Genomic DNA, 17,875 nt, shown 5'->3' on the forward strand with positions numbered 1-17,875 from the left:
ATAACCTTTTTTGAATGACATTTTCCTGATGAAGTGATCGGAATCGCACTTTGCTCATCAAAAACTTTATGTGGTTTTCGATACAGATTCCTGCCTGATGAAGAAAAGAGAGGAACGTTTTTCAGGTAATGAAAATGAAGAACTTCTGTATGAGATAGTCATGCGTATCCATGAACATCCCTGCAAACTCGTCCTTGCAATTACAGGAGGAGGAGCTGAAGCTATCGGACAGCTCCTGAGATACGGTGGAGGTTCCTCGACGGTCCTTGAAGCCATCGTTCCGTACAATTCTGGAGCTCTTGACGACCTTATTGGAAGGAAGCCCAAGAAATACGCATCACCAGCTACCGTCAGGGCTATGGCAATGGCAACATACCGACGTGCATTATCACTTACCGAGAATGATGAAACGGCCAATAACAGAGACTTAATAGGAGTGGCAGCTTCCTGCAAACTGACAACCGGAAGTGGGGAGCGTGAAGGCCGTGAACATGAGATATATGTTGGCATCCAGTCCTTTGACAGGACAGTGGAAAAGACTCTCAAAATCACAAAAGGGCGCTCCAGACAGGAAGAAGAGCACATCGCAGCCTGCATGATAATCGATTCCATAGCTAAGGAATGCGGCTGGGACGGAGAAATGCTTCTTGACCGACTATTGTCCGGGGATGAAGGTATTGAAGAAAGGGAAGCAAGTGTTTCCAGAGATATCGCCCATATGCTTGCCCGCCCGGACAGCATCATGAAACGCCCGGATCTCAAGCCGGATGTTGTCATGCTGAACCTCAATGAGAAGGCATCTGACGAGAAACCTGAGATTATCTTTTCAGGGTCTTTTAATCCCTGCCACCGTAATCACATCTTAATGGCCGAGCAGGCATCCCGTAAACTGGGGAAAAATGTCCATTTTGAGATATCCATCACAAATGTGGACAAGCCACCAATAGATTTCATATCGCTTCAGGAAAGGCTGGACTCACTTAAGGAATACAGGGACAGGGATTTTCTGGGAAATATTTACCTCACTGTAGCCCCGCTTTTCATCCAGAAAGCGAAGGTCTTTGAGAACGCCACGTTCATCATTGGTGCTGATACCGCCATCCGCCTGTTCAAGGTGAGATACTACCGCAACGAGGACGACATGAGGAACATGCTGGCAGAGTTTAGGGAAAAGAACATCCATTTCCTGGTGTTCAGGAGAAAGGCTGTGCAGCTGAATATCGAGCCGGAGATCTCCGACCTCTGTGAAGTGGTGTCACTGGAAGAGTATGAGGACAACGGCATCTCATCCTCTGATATCAGGAAAGAGATGGGCATTGAATGAGATACCTTAATGCTTCTTTTTGTAATTTTTAACTTCTGAAATAATAAGGTTGCTGCTATTAAATATTTATATAAACCATTAGCCGGAAGACTTGCCAGAACAACCTGTCCTCCCTAACGAAAGGGAGACAGCTGGCAGGTGGAACCATGAAAAACGAATCTGTGAGAGTCCCGCGAACTCCACAGGAAAGAAAAACGAAGCTATCCGCACATAATTATAGCAACCCACTGGTAAAAGTGAGAGCACTCGTCAGCAGCAACGATGCCTACATCCCTTTCTCGGTCATCGGCATCTTTGTGATACTTGGAGCCGTGCTTACCTCAGCCTACTTTTTGCAGATGGACTATGAGATCGCACAGACGATATATACCACCGAGAAGACGGACCCTGAAAAGGTTGCCATCGGTTTTGCTTCTGCGGACCTGTCAAGGTGTCTCAATTATGCAGGGATGGAAGCTCTGAAATGGAAAGGTGAGCACCCCATCATCCAGCCTGTGAACTCTTCCGGAGGCACGACCTCGGAAGATGATTTCATGGTCAATGCCCGAACGCATGACCTTGAGCCCGGAGATGCATTGTACATCAGGATCGACCTGCCATCGGATGTATGGTACAGCATCTCTTCGATCTGGAAGAACCAGAGCATCATACTGAGGATAAAGGACAGCAACGGTCAGACAATTGATTCCGTGGACTACGGGGAAGCAGTGAGCTTCTGGAAAACGGTGTCGTTCGAGGAGAACTTCCTGCTGCCCCAAGAAATGGAACCTGGCTACGGTACCATCGAACTTGACTGCGGAGGCAGTGTGAAGGCCACTGACTGGTTCAGCGTAGCCATGAACCCTGTGAAGGATATATCGGCAAACCATTTCAACGAGCTGATCACAGGGAACTACCAGTACAACAATTATGTCTATGACAGGTATGCAATCAACGTGGAGCCGGACATCGAGCCATACCGGATACTCATCGAAGAGATCAACGGGACACTTGAAAGGCAGATAAACGATGACAACCGGACATATCCCATCTACTACACATTCACCATCCGGAACCTGAACTACACCCTCGTTGACCTTGAGACCGGTGAGTCCTTCGATCGCAGCATGGACATCTCCACGCTTGTGACATCAAGGGAACCGTTGCTGGAAGAGCTTACCACGGAATATGAGCGATCACTGAACAGTGCCGAGACATCGAATATCGTCCTCGGTGCCATGAACATACGGTCGTTCACCTACGGACCCTGGCAACATTATGCCAACGGTCCGCTGAACATTATCACCAACCCGGCACTGGCATCTGCTGTGAATGCAGGAACCGCCTATTCCCAGAAGCGCACGTTCGACTCTGTGGACCCGTGGGCTCTGATGTATACCACATACTACAATGGCAAAGTGTTCTACGAGGACGTTCACGGGACAGCTGACGAGTATGAGATTAATGGATCTAATGGCTCCAACAGCTCTGTAAACCTTACATCCGTCTATGATGATCTTGCTCAGAACGGTTCCTTCAGCGTGGAGATCAGGGAAGGGATTGGCGAGTCCATGGCAGCCACAGGTACGACCTTCGAGCAGGTGGATGAACATTCAACGATACGGGTAGCAGCATCGGATTATATCCCGAGCCTGGTGGACGGCTGGGTATTCAATGACCACATCTGGACGGGGGAGCATGACCTTGTGCATGATGTTGCCCGGGAGGTATATTCTGCCGGAGTGCAGGCGCAGGTCGTAAGGGATGGTTTCAATGATACTGTTCCGCTGTCCACCGATACCACCGGAAGTGTGGATTCAACGTCCTATAGTTATCACACCGTTTCCTGGAAGGCATCGTATGATCTCGACGGAGAGCACACCGGGGCCATCGAACCATCATATCTGTGGGATGAAGCATGGAGCCGGTCATACGACAGGACGGTCAAACCGAAGATCGACCCGCCCAGAGGAAGTCTCACCGGGTGGAAGGTAACTGGTGCCACTGTATCCCTTCAATCGGTGGATGCACAGGTAACGATCACGCCGGTGTTCCGCCACAGGGAGAACGACAATATGACCGGAATTGTCCGCACCGACGGATACCTTGAGCGTGAAGACCATGTTTTCGATTGGGACGTGACATACAATATCAACTATAAGGTCACTTCCAGATGGAAGATCTACTACAAATATTACTATACCTACAAGTGGAAGGTAATTACGGGATATCAGACAACTGAGAGCGGTGGAAGGATTCCGCAATACACACATTACTCATCAAGCGGCACAGGATCGAAGACAGAATATTATACTACCACTGAGACCCGTTCGACATCCCATCTTGAGACCGAGACCGAAAACCTTAGCATACTCTACCACCAGCGCCCGCCCACAGGCACCTACGAAGGACTCACCTCCTACGCCGACCCGGTGACCAAGGAATACCACGACACCACCATTGAGATCGACGGGATTTATCGTCAGGATCCTGCCTGCAGTGATGCCGCTGACAAATACAGAGAACTTTACGTCGATATCCACGAGATCGAGACCCGTTACATGCTGTTCCCAAATGACTTCTACCTCCAGGAACGGAAGGTGGAATGTGATATCCCCGGGTGGCTCCACAAGATGATGGCTAATGAACTGCTGGAGATGGTCGGTTCCATCGAAGCTTATGACCCGGCTGTGAACGTGTCCCTGATGAACAACCCGGGTGCAGATCCCACTATGCTCAGGTACGAGGCTGCAAAGGAGCTGACAGACGACCTTTACGAGGACATGGATTATTACGTGAACAGACAGCAGTACCTGACGAACGGCGAGATGTACACCAACAGCGATGCAGCCCACTATATTGCTAAAAATGAGGCTTACCTGAAGCTGACGGAGGAGATCGAATCGCAGAACCGGAAGCTGAACAGTGACCTCAATGATTACCTGCTGGAGAAGCTCACCGAGGCGAACGTGGACATCTTGGGACTTGACACCGGAGCACTGGACAGCGTGACATCCGGCTCACTCTCACTTTTCAACAACCCTGCTTTGAGCATGGCCGGCACCGCACTGGGAACCGAGATGGGAATCATCGATACCATGACCATCACAGGCATGCCGGAGAGCAAATACAACTGGACCGAAAGCATGACGCTGGTGGTGGACCAGTACCCCTATTACCTCTACCATGACCCGGATTTCGACCTGCAGGGACAATACGAACTGAAGGACCCCAAGGGCATGACCATCTACCCCCTGGGAGTGAAGAACACCTGCGTATTCTCCACCGGGATCGCAGATGACATCGCAGGCCTGCTGGACCAGACCAGCTCCCCGGTAAAGGAAGCTACCGCACAGATGGTGAGCAGTAGCATCGAGGACCTCAGCAAAGAAGTCAAATTACTGGAGCAGAACCTGAGCCAGCAGGCACTCCCCCTTGACACCACCGCACTGGACCAGCAGGCACTCCCCCTTGACACCACCGCACTGGACCAGCAGGTCACCGGCCTGACCACCACCTACAGCAACCAGATGAGAGAGGACATCCCCACAATGATCGCAGAAGAGATCCAAGCCGACCCGGTGGTCTCCCTATGGATCACTGAGACCGAAGTGACCTCCATCTCACAAACCCACCTCTACAGCCTTTCCGACTCCCGGATAATCAACCAGTCCGCCGACGGCACCCTCTCAGCCGGGATCTCCCAAAAACTGAGAGCCGAGGTCATAATGAACAATCCCAACCTCACCGGCGATGAGATGGATGCAGTCCTCAACCGTCTGGACACCGATGTCAGAATAGGCATCGCCAACGGTATCAGCGTCGTGATCATTGACAACAGCGCCATGATCGACGCCTCCTTTGAGGCTGTCAACAGCGAACTTCAGAAGCTGACAGACGATGCCACCAGCCAGCTCAGCGAGGACGTCGCAGAAAAGGTCAACAAACGCCTGGAAAGGACGATGAAGCATGTCCCAATGGGATTGCCGGTGCTCCCCCCGCACTGGATGTTCACTGTGAATGTCTGGACGTACGATGTGATCGGGAAGTATGAGTATTTCAGGGTGAGTGATAACGACAATGAGGTTATTCTGAATACTTATGTGGGGCATGAGGGGCAGGTGTATGTGAGAAAGGAAGAAAGTGTGTATCACCCATTCAAAAGAAACTCAAATGAACAGTTTATTCAAATGGGCCGAAATACCCCTATTATATTCAACTTTAAAGGATATGCTGCCACCATAGTTGGATCCAGCCCAAAGGGTGTCGGTGACAAAATCGATGGTAGAACTGAGACCTCAACAGGATATTCTCAATTAATTAGCGAATTGGAGAACTAAAGATGATAAAAACCATCCTAATGATACTATTGCTAATACTCTCATTTTCAACAAGTGCATTGGCATACAACCCTTATGGAGAAGTATACACATATGAAGTGTACTACAATGGAGACAAATTAGACTTAGATGCTGCAAAGCCAGTTCTAAAAATTGGTGAGCCTTTTACACTCAAATTTGAATTAACGGTTTATCAAAAAAGTTTTGTTAACGTTGTATTAACAGAATTAGGAGATGATGATTTTGTTATTTTGGAGGGACCGACTAGCAAAATGGGAGAATATACAGGTCTAACAACCCTTGAAGCAGATTCAACTCAAATTTATGAGTGGAAAATTGCACCTACTGAAAAGTGGGCAGATGGAACAATGCCCATTGACCTGCATTATGAGATATTAGACCCAAGTACTCCAGAACCAATTGTGAGTAGTACATTCACAGCAGTCCTCCCCTACATCTCCACCGAATACTACGAAGCCCCCGAACCTACACCAACAGACCACCCGGAGAGCGACACCAAACAGACCCCCGCATTTACCCTCCCGGCTGCCCTGCTGGCAATAGCACTTGTTGCCCTGCGCAAGAGGTGTTAATCCTCATTTTTGAGGACTGGGAAGACATTCTAACAATTTGGCTTCCGTAGAATCCTATATATAATTGAAGAGTGAAATAAGGTTGAGGAGTCAAAATATGGAATGCCTGTTCTGTAACATAATAAAGGGAGATATCCCGTCATACAAGGTCTACGAAGATGAAACGGCCTATGCTTTTCTTGACATAAACCCCTGCTCAAAAGGACACACGGTGGTTGTCCCCAAGACACACTACGAGAACTTCACCGAGATGCCTGCCGAGGAAGCAGCTGCACTTTTTGCCACCGTAAGGATGATCGCAAGACTGGTTGAAGATGCCGTATCCGCGGACGGCTCGAACATCGGCCTGAACAACAAGCCCGCCGCCGGGCAGGCAGTTCCACATGTCCACGTCCACATCATCCCCCGCTTTGAAGGAGACAACGGAGGATCCATGCATTCAATAGTGCACGTTCCGGGAGCCGGCGATGACCTGGAAGAGATGGCAGAACTTCTTGTGATGGAGTGAGGAGCTAATCCTCATTTTTGTGCTCCCCCATTTTGATCATTTAACTACATTGCTCCGCCATCCCTGAAAGTACGCTATTTTTTGAAGGCATGGCCTATTCAGGAAATTATTTTCTTCCAGTGTTCTTCTGATTATTTTCCTTTATGCACATGTGCTTTCAGCTTTTCGTCCACAATTTTAAAAGTACTGAATAACCCATATTGTTATTCATAAAAATAATATATAATATCCAAAAGGATAGCGTTAAATAATCCTACAGTTTAACTTACGCTCAGGTCACCGGGCAGATCCTCCTAAGATCCACCCACACAGGATCGGAGCTAACTGAAAACTGCCCGGTACCCAATCACCAGAAAACTGCAGGAGATAACGAAATGATAGAAGAAACCGAAAAGCCAATGGAAACATGCAAGCAGAACAGCGACAGGAACCTGTGCGTATTCATTCGCACCACGAAGACATATCACAAGTTGGCGAAGGAGCAGGAGTATTATACTGGGCCTAAGTGAGTGAAGTGAAGAAGTGGTAGCGGGGAGGGAAAGTGAGCAGGTAGCTATTGGTAATGGGAGTCAGGAATGCAAAAATAATTTAGAATCCCCATTAACTGCTTGGTGCTGTAATATATTCATAAATAGAGTCTTCAACAGGATGATTCATCCGATACCTTACTTTCACAACTGAAACATTTTTGTTGTTGTCATCAACCAAAGTAGCTTCTTCAAAGCTATCATCAATGGGTTTCACATCACCCATATAGTAGAAATCATTACTTTCCCCATTGCTTTTTTTGATGAATAAAGGTAGACGAAGACCATTTCTGTAATTTCTGATGGTAGCAACATCTTTGCTATCCAATTTTCTTCTGGATTTAGACATCCATTCAAATTCAGAATTATTGACAAAACCTTCTTCATATTTAGTAGTGCTCGAAATATGCTCTTCCTTGTGATAGTTTACGAATATTGGACAATTTGTCTTTTGAAGACTGATAAGATAACCTCCAACATTCTGTGCTAATGGATTTTGCTCCCAATTCAGAATTCTAAAAACATCTTTTCTAGAATATTTCTGATACAAAATGAAGCCATCAACATACTTATCTTTGTCAAAATTCCGATCATAAATCGCTTCGGAATAGTCCAGCATATCATTTAGGAACTGTAGGAAAGTCTCATTTTTTAGTTGTTTTGCAAAATCCTCGGTAAATGAGATAATTTCATTTACATAAGAAACGATGCTTAAATCATAGATTTCACTTACACTCACCAGCTTTCTTTTATAATTTTCAGTTACAAATTCAAAATTAATATTTTTGATACATGATTCTATTGTTTCATCGGGAAGTGAAATACCATATTTATCAGAAACGGTTTTCTTTAATTCTTCCTTTAGCAAAATATCTCCAGCAATCAGTTTCTTAAGAATAAGCACTTCCTCGACCCTTTTTGTATTTGCAATTTCATTGGAGAATAATTCGAGGAGCTTGATTTCCTTTTCGGATAGATTGTTCTGTAAAGATTCTTCTTGACCTGAAACGAAGTTAAAATAGGATTTTGAGTAGTTTACATATAATTGAGGATCTCTAGAACCATGTTCTACAAAGTCCATCATCATAGGAATTCTGCCAACCTTGAATTTTAAGAGCTCATAATCTTTTACAAGGTCTTTTTTGAGATGTAAATTCGCTTTATCGATTGCTTCAAAAATCCTTTCATGTGTAATTTTGTCAAAATTAATAGTTGAAGCACCTGGAATTAAACTGCTTCCGCTTAACATCAATTTACGCAATGTGTCCTTGTTGTAGGAGGTATCACCATACAATGCAATTGGAACTAAGTAATTATTACTGTAATTGCCTATGAAATCAATCACAGTGAGGAATTCTTTGTCGTTAGCTTTACGCAACCCCCTTCCCAATTGCTGTACAAAGATTATGGCTGATACAGTGGGTCTTAACATGATTATTTGATTTACTTTTGGAATATCCACACCCTCATTGAAGATATCAACAGTAAAGATGTAATCCAGTTTTTCAGAAAGATCATAGCTTTCTAATCTGTTTATTGCATCAATTCTTTCGTCCTCAGTGTTTTTGCCAGATAATGAAACCGTTTTGTATCCCCATTCATTAAATGCATCAGACAGCCCCTGACTCTCATTTACACTGCTACAAAAGACAAGCCCCCTCACACAACCATTGTCACACCCATAAAATTCAGCTTTTTCGATTATCCGATCCACACGTTCTTTTGCTGTTAATAAAGAGAAAGATGCATTTTCGTCCAAAAGTTGCCCATCCACCATAATATCAGTCACGCCAAAATAATGGAATGTTGATAACATCTTTTCTTCTAAAGCTCTATGCAAACGTATTTCGTATGCAATATTGTGTTCAAATTGAGAAAAGATGTCAAACCCGTCAGTCCTTTCAGGCGTAGCAGTCATACCCAACAAAAATTTTGGCTTAAAATGATTGAGGATCTTTTGGTAAGTTTCAGCCCCTGCTCGATGGGTTTCATCTATTACAATATAATCAAAATGGTTTTCAGCAAATTGGTTTAAATGTTCATCTCTGGAGATGGTTTGAATTGTTGAGAATATAAAATCAGCATCGATTTCTCTTTCGTTTCCAGAATAAATACCCATGCTCCGGCTGTCACCAAAAATCTTTTTGAAACTTTTCATAGCATTTTCTGCAATGTTTCTACGATGTACAACAAATAAAAACTTCTCAGGATTGTATTCTTTCACATCAAACGCAGAAAGATACGTTTTCCCCGTACCAGTTGCAGAAATTAGCAGAGCTTTGTCTTTATTATTTGACCTTAAATCTTTCAGGTTTGCTAATGCTTCTTTTTGCATTGCATTGGGAGTTATTGAATCAGAGTGATGAGATTCAATATCCATTCTTGATCTTGAAATGAGCTTCTTTTTCAAATTGTAATCTAATGCATAAGAATCGATAAAATCATCATCCACAGAGATAGCATTTTCAAACTCACTTTTGAATTCATTAATTGAATCAGCGATCAGTTTTGAATCACAGGTCGCTGAAATTTTTAAGTTCCATTCTTTGTTTGAACATAATGCATTAGCTGTAAGATTGCTACTCCCAATAATCAAGTTGAATCGATTGTTTTTTTTGAATAGATATCCTTTCGCGTGGAAATCACAACCTACTGCAATTTTTAATTCAATGTTATTAAGCTTTGATAGAGACCTCAGTGCTTCTGGCTGAGTGAAATATTGATATTGGGAAACCAATATTTTCCCATATTTTTCAGAATTTGCTAGTTCTTCGAATGAATTAATTAAACTAGCTACACCGCTTTTTGTTGCAAATGCTACTGAAAACCAAAATTCATCACAATTCTTTAGTTCCCTACATATGGTCGCTAGGACTTTCTTCCCATTATCAGTATCATTTACTAGTAACTCTGGTAGATACTCCTTTTTTGAAGTTAAGGACTGATCAATAAAGCCAGTTTTCAAACTATCTAACAAATGAACGGGAAAATTATCCATATTAACATTCCTTCATTAATTTTGAAACAATAGGAAGATCTGCTTCAGCCCAATCCAAAGTTGATAAATTTTCTGGATTTAACCACTTGAAGGCAATGTGTTCTTTCAAATTGAATTCTGGATTTAAAGCACTACAAATGAAACTGTGCATTGTGACACTGAAATCGGGATAGTGATGACTTACAGTGAGAAACTCCCTCTCAATCTTTATGCCAAGATCGAGTTCTTCTAATAACTCGCGTTCTAAAGCTTGTTCTTTAGATTCACCAGATTCTATTTTCCCGCCTGGGAACTCATATTTTAAAGAAATATAATCGTATTTTCCATGATCTCTTTGAACACATAGAACTTTATCATCATCAATAATTATCGCTGCAACTACTTCATAGTGTTTCATTTGTTTTGTACATCCCAGAAAATATGATAACTGAAATAATTTATAAACCTTTTTAAAAATATCGGAGTGCCTCTCCAGAGGAGACTTAAGAACACGACCTCACATTTTCTAATCAACCACCACCACCCAATGAACAAACAAATCCATTGATGAATCTATTTTTGTATTAATGCAAAAATCTCTCCATATGCTGTTTTCTAATAAATTCATGTGACATACATGGCAACAGGTTTAAATAAAACCTAGTTGATTTATACGAAACAACAATGGAAAAGAATATCCAAAGTTAGGAAGTGGTGGTCCTGAAACACAATAAAAAAGTGAAAATGTTAATAATTTCGTTAGCGGCAATTTCTTTGTTGCTGATATACAATTTGAACTCTCTTTTCGGGAGGAGTATAAGTTCTCATAAGGGAGTAGCCTTGCTTTTGACAACAGTAGGATTTACAATGATCGGAGTTATCTACCTGCTGGAAGCAAGGAGGATCAGGCCGGAAAGCCAGGAATGAGAACGGAACTGTTGCAGAAGAGGAACTTCCTGTAACAATTCATAAAAAAAAGAAAGGAAGAAGATTTCTTTCTTTCAAATTCTATTTTTACATATTGCATTTTTCTGATTATTTCTGTTCAATGAAGGTCATTTTGCCTTCGGGCGAAAAGCCACTGCAGCAATCACAATCATTGCAAGACATGCCAATGCGGTCAACCCATTCACCGAATTACTGCTTTCCTCACTTTCGGCAAATGGATAACTCTCACTTTCCATAGCAGAATCATCTTCCGGGTATTCACCGCCAAAGTCCTCCATCAGATCATCCCATTCTTCATCCCCAAGCGTCAGAACAGATCCGGCATACCCTTCCTGAACAGTGATCTTCTCACCCTCATAGAGATCAATTATCTCATTAACTGTTGTCACCTCAACGATCCCATCCTGAACATAGATTCTATCGGTTGACAGGTCAGGATCATGGAAAACCGCATACTCAGTCCCCTTTACTCCTGTCACAGCTGTAGGAGTCGTGACGAACAGGTAAATCCCGGCCAGTTTCTGAACTCTCGTCCAGACCCCGCCGAAAAATAGTTTGATAACCCTGATGTTTTCATCAGTCTCTTCTTCAACCTGAGTGGAGATCTCGATAAAAGACCTTTCTTCCAGCCTGACACGGGACCTGCCATCATCGAATTTCAGAGTTGCCTTCGCTCCCCTTAATGTCCTTACTTGATCCCCTTCATGAATACCGTTCTTTTCATTGATCTTCTGCCACTGATCAGACCAGGGATGCAGTACTTCCACCCGTCCCTCCAGGGATTCAACGATCCCGACAACCTCTGTTATACTGACCTTCGGAGCCGAGATATAGGTTTCATCAACATAAACCTTTGAATGCTGCTCAAGAATGGATGCAATTCCGTAATTCGAATGATCAACAATTGATATGACAAAGTCCTGGTATTTGAAAACGATCAACTGGAACTTGATGTTATTAATTTCAGCATCATAAGCGATCCTGTCAAACTGCATTCCGCTCTCTGCAGCCATCACATCCGGCCCATAAAACCCTGATTCAACTCCCTCGATCAGCTCCGCCTGACGCAACTGGAAATAGCTGCCTGCCTGCGCCTCTGTAAATAGATTTGACATGGCTATTTCATATCCATATCCTGATTGTTCCCCATAAGCAAATACAACCTCTTCGCCTATCAGTTCACCATTAGCATCGTGGAGGGGATAGGCTGTTTCGGAAGCGAGTTCAAACCCGTACAAAGCTTCCGGCGAATCCGCAGCAATAGCTGTTGGGATCATGCATATGAAAATAAAGAATATGAGGATCGTTGAGAAGATATTCGTTTGCAGAAATTGCTTGTATGAAAGGACAGGATTGAGAGGATTTGAAGCAGAGGTCATAGTATATTGTTATTTTTAAATATTAAAGAGAGTTACGACCATCTACAGGTCTTTTCAAAAATAAGTTTATAATCGAAACAATGCTCATGCAAAAGAAAATGTGCCATAGACAAACCTCACAGGCACCTGGTAAACACCTCTTTTCTCCGCCTCAATACTGATTATCCGATACATCTCATCCATGGACGAAGTTCCAGGATCGACATCGGTCATTACCTCTATGTAACCGGTCTTTGGAACATATCCGACACCCCTGGACGAATTATCATCTATCGCCGGGAATTTACTGTAATTTACACCGGAAACGATCTCACCAACGTTGTTCCGGTAAGACCTCTGTTCCTCTGTCAGCGGGTACGGAAGCTCACCATAGGTCCCGTATACTTCGTAGGTCCCATTCAACGGCGCGAGAACGTATGCCGCATGATACAGGATAAGTCCGTCATCACCATACCTCAATCCCCTGAGAGACTCGAGTGCCTCTTCGTCCCCGGTATCCCCGAGAGCAAGGATCGAAGCCATCCGAAGGTGTTTATTTTCGGATTCATTTATAGAGATCTCCAGAAGCAGGTCGGTTGCACTTTCATCGCCGATCTTGCCAAGGGCTAGGATAGCATTCTTTCGCATTTCGATGGACATGCTTTCATTTAGCACTACCTGCACAAGTGATCCGATTGTCTTTTCATCCCCCATATCCACAAGCTCATCCATTGCACCGGAGCTGATACTCTCATTCTCATTACCAAGATCCTCAATGAGAGAATCGACATTGTTATTTTCTGTGCATCCGGAGAACATAACCAGTAAAACAAAAAGGATGATCGTAACAGATATGGTAAATTTCATGTTGATCCAGACCTCAAATATTAAGTCAATAACTGTCCACCAATCATGTACACTGAATTAACAGATCATTGATGAATGATGTGAAAATAATAACTGTGTACAACTATTAATTCATTTTCCTAATTTTTTTATTTAAAAAAGAAAACAGGGTGAAGTATGGGAAATAAAAAAGAAAATTAACCCGGCAAGTAATATAATGATATATTATAAGTCCGGATCCATGGAATCTGTTGGAATAGTAAACCCGAATGTGCTTCCATTCCCAACCTCACTCTCAACCCAGATCTCACCGCCATGCGTTTCCACGAAGTTCTTTGCGATAGCAAGCCCGAGGCCCACACCACCGTATTTTCGGGTGATCGAGCCATCAAGTTGCATAAAGGGTATGAAAAGCCTCTTTTGTTCTTCCAGAGAAATACCAATGCCTGTATCTCTGATGGATATTTCCATGAACTCATCGGCCCTTTTTGCTGTTACTGACACAGAACCCTTTGCCGGTGTGAACTTAATGGCATTCTCAGTAAGGTTATACAAAGTCTGCCTGATCTTCTCCTTGTCTGCATTTACAATTCCCAGATTTGCATCGATATCAAATGTCAGATCGATGTCCTTGGATGCAGAGAAGGGAATCAGTGATGTCTCAACGTCTTTAACAACATCCGGCACACTGAATGACTGGATCTCAAGGTTCATTTTCATAAGCTCAACATTGGAAATGCTCAATACATTGTTGAAGATACCCAGCAATTGCTTGCCGTTCTTCAAAACGGTATTTGCATATTTCATCTGTTTCTCAGTCAGATCCTCATCAACCAGAACGTTCGAAAAACCTATGATCGAATTCAAAGGTGTCCTGAGCTCATGGCTTACATTTCTCAACAACTCGGTTTTTGCCTTGTTGGCAGCTTCAGCAGCGAATTTTCCGTCTATCATAGCTTTTTCCGCTTTTTTGAACTCTGTGATGTCCACAGCCGAGCCCATTATACCGAGAGGTTCACCATTTTTGTTCAGTACCATGTTTGCCGACAGGAGTAACGGGAATTCCGTCCCATCCTTCTTTACACCTACCACTTCCCCCTCCCATCTTTTTTCAGAGAGCAACTTGCCCAGGATCTTTTCGGCCCGGCCATTCCTCTTCCAGAATTTTAAAATCGATCTTCCCTGAACCTGGGTTTCATCATCATATCCCCACAACTTCAGAAATGCAGGATTTACATAGGTCAGATTGGCATTGAGATCTGCAAAACTGATTGCATTGATGGATGTCTCGACAGCATTTTCCTTTATCAGGAGTTTCTCTGACAACTGCTTTGTCTTATGCTTCACCGACTGGTACCCCAGGATAGAGAAAATGGGCAAATAAACACAAAGCGCTGTGATCATTATCAGCAGATACGACAGAGGTAGATCTGTCGCAACATATACCAGTGCAACAATAATTACGATTGAAAAGACGACAATGGTATAGCAAACTATCATGAATAGTTTCCAAAGGTCCCCTTCTCCCCAAGATCCCCATTTCATAAAAAGATAATTGGAATTAAAAATATATAAGACGTATTATTGATTTCGTGGCCACCACTTAAGAGAGGGGAATCCAAAAAAAGTAGAGAACGATGCACATGGGTTTCAGGATTGAAATTCAGCATGTTTACTGATCTGTTGGTATACTGAAACCAAATGTACTTCCATTCCCAACCTCACTTTCAACCCATACCTCGCCGCCATGCATTTCCACAAAGCTCCTGACAAGGCTTAGACCGAGACCGGTCCCACTATATTTCTTTTCATTCGAAGGATCGATCTGGACGAACGGCTGGAAAATTTTCGTCTGGTCTCCGGATGATATCCCGATACCGGTATCTTTCACAAGAACGGAGATTTGATCATCAGAAGATAGTGTTTCTATTGTCACTGATCCGCCCCTTTCAGTGAACTTGATCGCATTGCTCACAAGGTTGTAGATGATCTGTCTTAATTTCAAGGCATCTGCTACTATGAAGGTATTTTCAGGACCTATGTCATACTCCAGTTCAATGCCCTTCTCTGTTGCAAGAGGCATCATTGATTCCTTAATCTCATTGATGATACTATAAACACCAACCTTTTCCGGATTCAATTCCATCTTTCCAGCTTCGACCTTTGACAGGTCAAGAATTTCGTTGATCAGTTCCAGAAGATGCTTGCCGCTTTTATGAACATTGGAAACATAGCGTTTCTGGAGATCGTTCAGGCTCCCGGCATCTTCGCTGCAAAGCACTTCCGAGAATCCGATGATAGAATTAAGAGGAGCTCTCAGCTCGTGACTTACATTTGTGAGGAACTTCGATTTGGCCCGGCTGGCATCTTCAGCAGCAATTTTGGCATTGAGCATTGCCTCATTTGCCTGCTTGTGTTCGGTCATGTCCCTTGAAACACCCAGTATTGCCTTTTCTCCCATATAATCGATCAGCTGGATACTAACCTCTACAGGGAATGTCGACCCGTCCTTTCGGACAAGAATTGACTCAAAAAGGTTGTGTCCATCCTGAAGAAGCTGATCGATAATGTTCCCTACCTCTTTTGCATCAGCAAAAAAATCTATATCTTGTGGCCTCATCTGAAGAAGTTCACTCCGGGTATACCCCAGTTGCTTGCATGCAATTTTGTTAACTTCCAGTAAACGACCATCAAGAGCAGTTACATAGATCCCATCATTGGCACTCTCAAAAACGGTTTTGAACTTTTCCTCACTTTCTCTCAGTTTCCTTTCTGCGATCTTGCGCTCGGTTATATTCCTGGCAACGGCCAGGACTGCAGGAGTTCCTTTGTATTCGATGGGGCGGACATTCAGTTCAACTGGTACAGGGGTACCATCCTTACAGATGGTCACGGTCTCGACAAATCCGCCACCCTGCTCCATTTTTTCAGCAATTTGCTTGCCTGTGATCTTTCTGAGTTCCGGGGGAGTGATATCCATTGCCGTCATCTGCAGTAATTCATCTTTCTGATATCCCAGATCATTGCACATGATGCGGTTCACTTCCAGAAAACGGCCATCAAAAGTATGGATAAGAATTCCATCATTAACGGAATTGAATATCGTTTCAAAATATTGTTCCATAATTTACCACCAGCACACCAGATCGAGATCTCTCTTCAATTAAAGTCTCCCGGGTTAAATATATAGATTTGCTAGAAAAGAAAATAGTAAAACAATAGGAATGTTAAAAATAAGCAGATAGTCCCGCCCGGATTCGAACCGGAGTCCCAGGCTCCAAAGGCCTGAAGGATTGACCACTACCCTACGGGACTTCACATGCTGCATATTGCACAATAATACTTATTTGTTGTGCAAAATTTTAATTATTTCTGAATAATGAGGGTCAGCACATCGCCATCCTGCAGCCTGTGATCAAGACCGGCTCGCTGGCCGGGGTGTTTGGCTGAAGGGCCCCATATCTGGGAATACCTGAACTTATCACGGAAATCACGGTGCAGGCGGTCACATATATCACCCACGGTCACACCGTTGGTCACGATCATCGGCTCGTCCATGTCTGCGGGGCCACCCTGTGGTTTCAGGTATACCCTGATGAAATCCAGGGTTTCGTAGATCAGTTCCTTGACGGCTTCAAGGTTCTTCTCCTCATTGGCGGAAATGAATGTCGCATCAGGGAACTTTGCCTTGCAGAACTCAAGGATCTCTTCATCGGCCATGTCCACCTTGTTGATGACAATCACAGCAGGTATGTACACCCTGTTGGCCATCACGCCATCGATAAGCTGGTCCATGTTGATATTATCCCTGAGAAGCACATGTGCATTGTGTATCTTGTACTCGCCCAATATCGCCTTGATAAGGTCGTCGGACATCTCAAGCTCCATGGTCGCACTGATGATCACGCCACCCCTATCCATCCTCTTGATGGTAACATCAGGTTCTGACATATTGATGCGGATACCGGCATCGTAAAGCTCCTGCATCAGCACCTTATGATGCTCGGTCTGGAACACATCCAGCAGGAAAAGCACAAGATTGGAGTTCCTCACAACAGAGATGACCTCCTTACCACGGCCACGACCGCTGGCTGCACCTCTGACCAGGCCCGGCACATCCAGAATCTGGATGGTCGCACCCTTATACTCCAGAACACCAGGTATCACATCAAGAGTCGTGAACTCATACGCACCGACCTCGGAATTAGCACCGGTCAGCTTGTTCAGGAGCGTGGACTTACCCACGGAAGGGAATCCCACAAGTGCAACAGTAGCATCGCCTGACTTCCTTACAGAATAGCCCTCACCACCGGATTTGGCAGAAGCTCTCTTCTGCACGTCTTCCCTCAGGCGTGCAAGTTTGGCCTTCAACTTACCAATATGATGGGATGTTGCCTTGTTATAGGGAGTCTTACGGATCTCGTCCTCGACTGCCTGGATATCTTCGTGTAAACTCATCTGCACCCTACCATAAC

At 44.0% G+C, this 17,875-nt stretch carries 13 protein-coding genes and 1 tRNA gene; 6 read left to right on the top strand and 8 right to left on the bottom strand.

The annotated features are described in order from the left end of the window. Positions 1–97: 97 nt before the first annotated feature. From WOA13_RS10415 to WOA13_RS10435, 5 genes are all read left to right on the top strand, one after another. The gene (locus WOA13_RS10415; RefSeq protein WP_342127839.1) at positions 98–1,324 is read left to right on the top strand and encodes a nucleotidyl transferase family protein; all 1,227 of its coding nucleotides are present in this window, start codon (positions 98–100) and stop codon (positions 1,322–1,324) included. A 146-nt stretch (positions 1,325–1,470) separates the two neighbouring features. After that, positions 1,471–5,643 carry a DUF7286 family protein gene (locus tag WOA13_RS10420; protein ID WP_342127840.1) on the top strand — a complete coding sequence of 1,391 codons (4,173 nt, stop codon included), beginning with the start codon at positions 1,471–1,473 and terminating at the stop codon, positions 5,641–5,643. Positions 5,644–5,645: 2 nt separating this feature from the next. Further along, the gene (locus WOA13_RS10425; protein ID WP_342127841.1) at positions 5,646–6,236 is read left to right on the top strand and encodes a sarcinarray family MAST domain-containing protein; all 591 of its coding nucleotides are present in this window, start codon (positions 5,646–5,648) and stop codon (positions 6,234–6,236) included. 97 nt (positions 6,237–6,333) lie between these two features. Then, complete coding sequence (locus tag WOA13_RS10430) at positions 6,334–6,744, top strand: HIT family protein (protein WP_342127842.1); 411 nt, start codon at positions 6,334–6,336, stop codon at positions 6,742–6,744. Positions 6,745–7,118: 374 nt separating this feature from the next. Next, positions 7,119–7,253, top strand: coding sequence for a hypothetical protein (locus tag WOA13_RS10435; protein WP_342127843.1), 135 nt, complete (start codon positions 7,119–7,121; stop codon positions 7,251–7,253). 91 nt (positions 7,254–7,344) lie between these two features. Here the strand turns inward: WOA13_RS10435 and WOA13_RS10440 are convergent, their stop codons facing one another. Together WOA13_RS10440 and WOA13_RS10445 are read right to left on the bottom strand one after the other, a co-directional pair. Then, on the bottom strand, positions 7,345–10,269 hold the full coding sequence (locus WOA13_RS10440) for a DEAD/DEAH box helicase (RefSeq protein ID WP_342127844.1): 2,925 nt from the start codon (positions 10,267–10,269) through the stop codon (positions 7,345–7,347). Between the two features lies 1 nt (position 10,270). Continuing rightward, positions 10,271–10,666: a (deoxy)nucleoside triphosphate pyrophosphohydrolase gene (locus WOA13_RS10445; protein WP_342127845.1), complete on the bottom strand. Its 396-nt coding sequence runs from the start codon at positions 10,664–10,666 to the stop codon at positions 10,271–10,273. Positions 10,667–11,025: 359 nt separating this feature from the next. Here WOA13_RS10445 and WOA13_RS10450 point away from each other — a divergent pair, with 359 nt between their 5' ends. Then, complete coding sequence (locus tag WOA13_RS10450) at positions 11,026–11,175, top strand: hypothetical protein (RefSeq protein WP_342127846.1); 150 nt, start codon at positions 11,026–11,028, stop codon at positions 11,173–11,175. Between the two features lie 128 nt (positions 11,176–11,303). Here WOA13_RS10450 and WOA13_RS10455 read toward each other — a convergent pair whose 3' ends face one another. The 6 genes from WOA13_RS10455 to WOA13_RS10480 form a co-directional block, all read right to left on the bottom strand. Further along, a complete protein-coding gene (locus WOA13_RS10455) occupies positions 11,304–12,575 on the bottom strand; it encodes a FecR family protein (RefSeq protein ID WP_342127847.1) in 1,272 nt (423 codons plus the stop codon). 84 nt (positions 12,576–12,659) lie between these two features. Then, a complete protein-coding gene (locus WOA13_RS10460) occupies positions 12,660–13,421 on the bottom strand; it encodes a HEAT repeat domain-containing protein (RefSeq protein ID WP_342127848.1) in 762 nt (253 codons plus the stop codon). Positions 13,422–13,625: 204 nt separating this feature from the next. Then, entirely contained in the window at positions 13,626–14,747 is a 1,122-nt protein-coding gene (locus WOA13_RS10465) for a PAS domain-containing sensor histidine kinase (protein WP_342127849.1), read from the bottom strand. Positions 14,748–15,072: 325 nt separating this feature from the next. Further along, complete coding sequence (locus tag WOA13_RS10470) at positions 15,073–16,524, bottom strand: PAS domain-containing sensor histidine kinase (protein WP_342127850.1); 1,452 nt, start codon at positions 16,522–16,524, stop codon at positions 15,073–15,075. Between the two features lie 118 nt (positions 16,525–16,642). Beyond that, a tRNA-Gln gene (locus WOA13_RS10475) sits at positions 16,643–16,715 on the bottom strand. A gap of 51 nt (positions 16,716–16,766) precedes the next feature. Further along, a complete protein-coding gene (locus WOA13_RS10480; RefSeq protein ID WP_342127851.1) occupies positions 16,767–17,858 on the bottom strand; it encodes an OBG GTPase family GTP-binding protein in 1,092 nt (363 codons plus the stop codon). Positions 17,859–17,875: the final 17 nt, after the last annotated feature.

Origin of the sequence: Methanococcoides sp. LMO-2, assembly GCF_038432375.1 — an archaeon.
In the GTDB taxonomy this organism is placed as follows: Archaea; Halobacteriota; Methanosarcinia; order Methanosarcinales; family Methanosarcinaceae; genus Methanococcoides; species Methanococcoides cohabitans.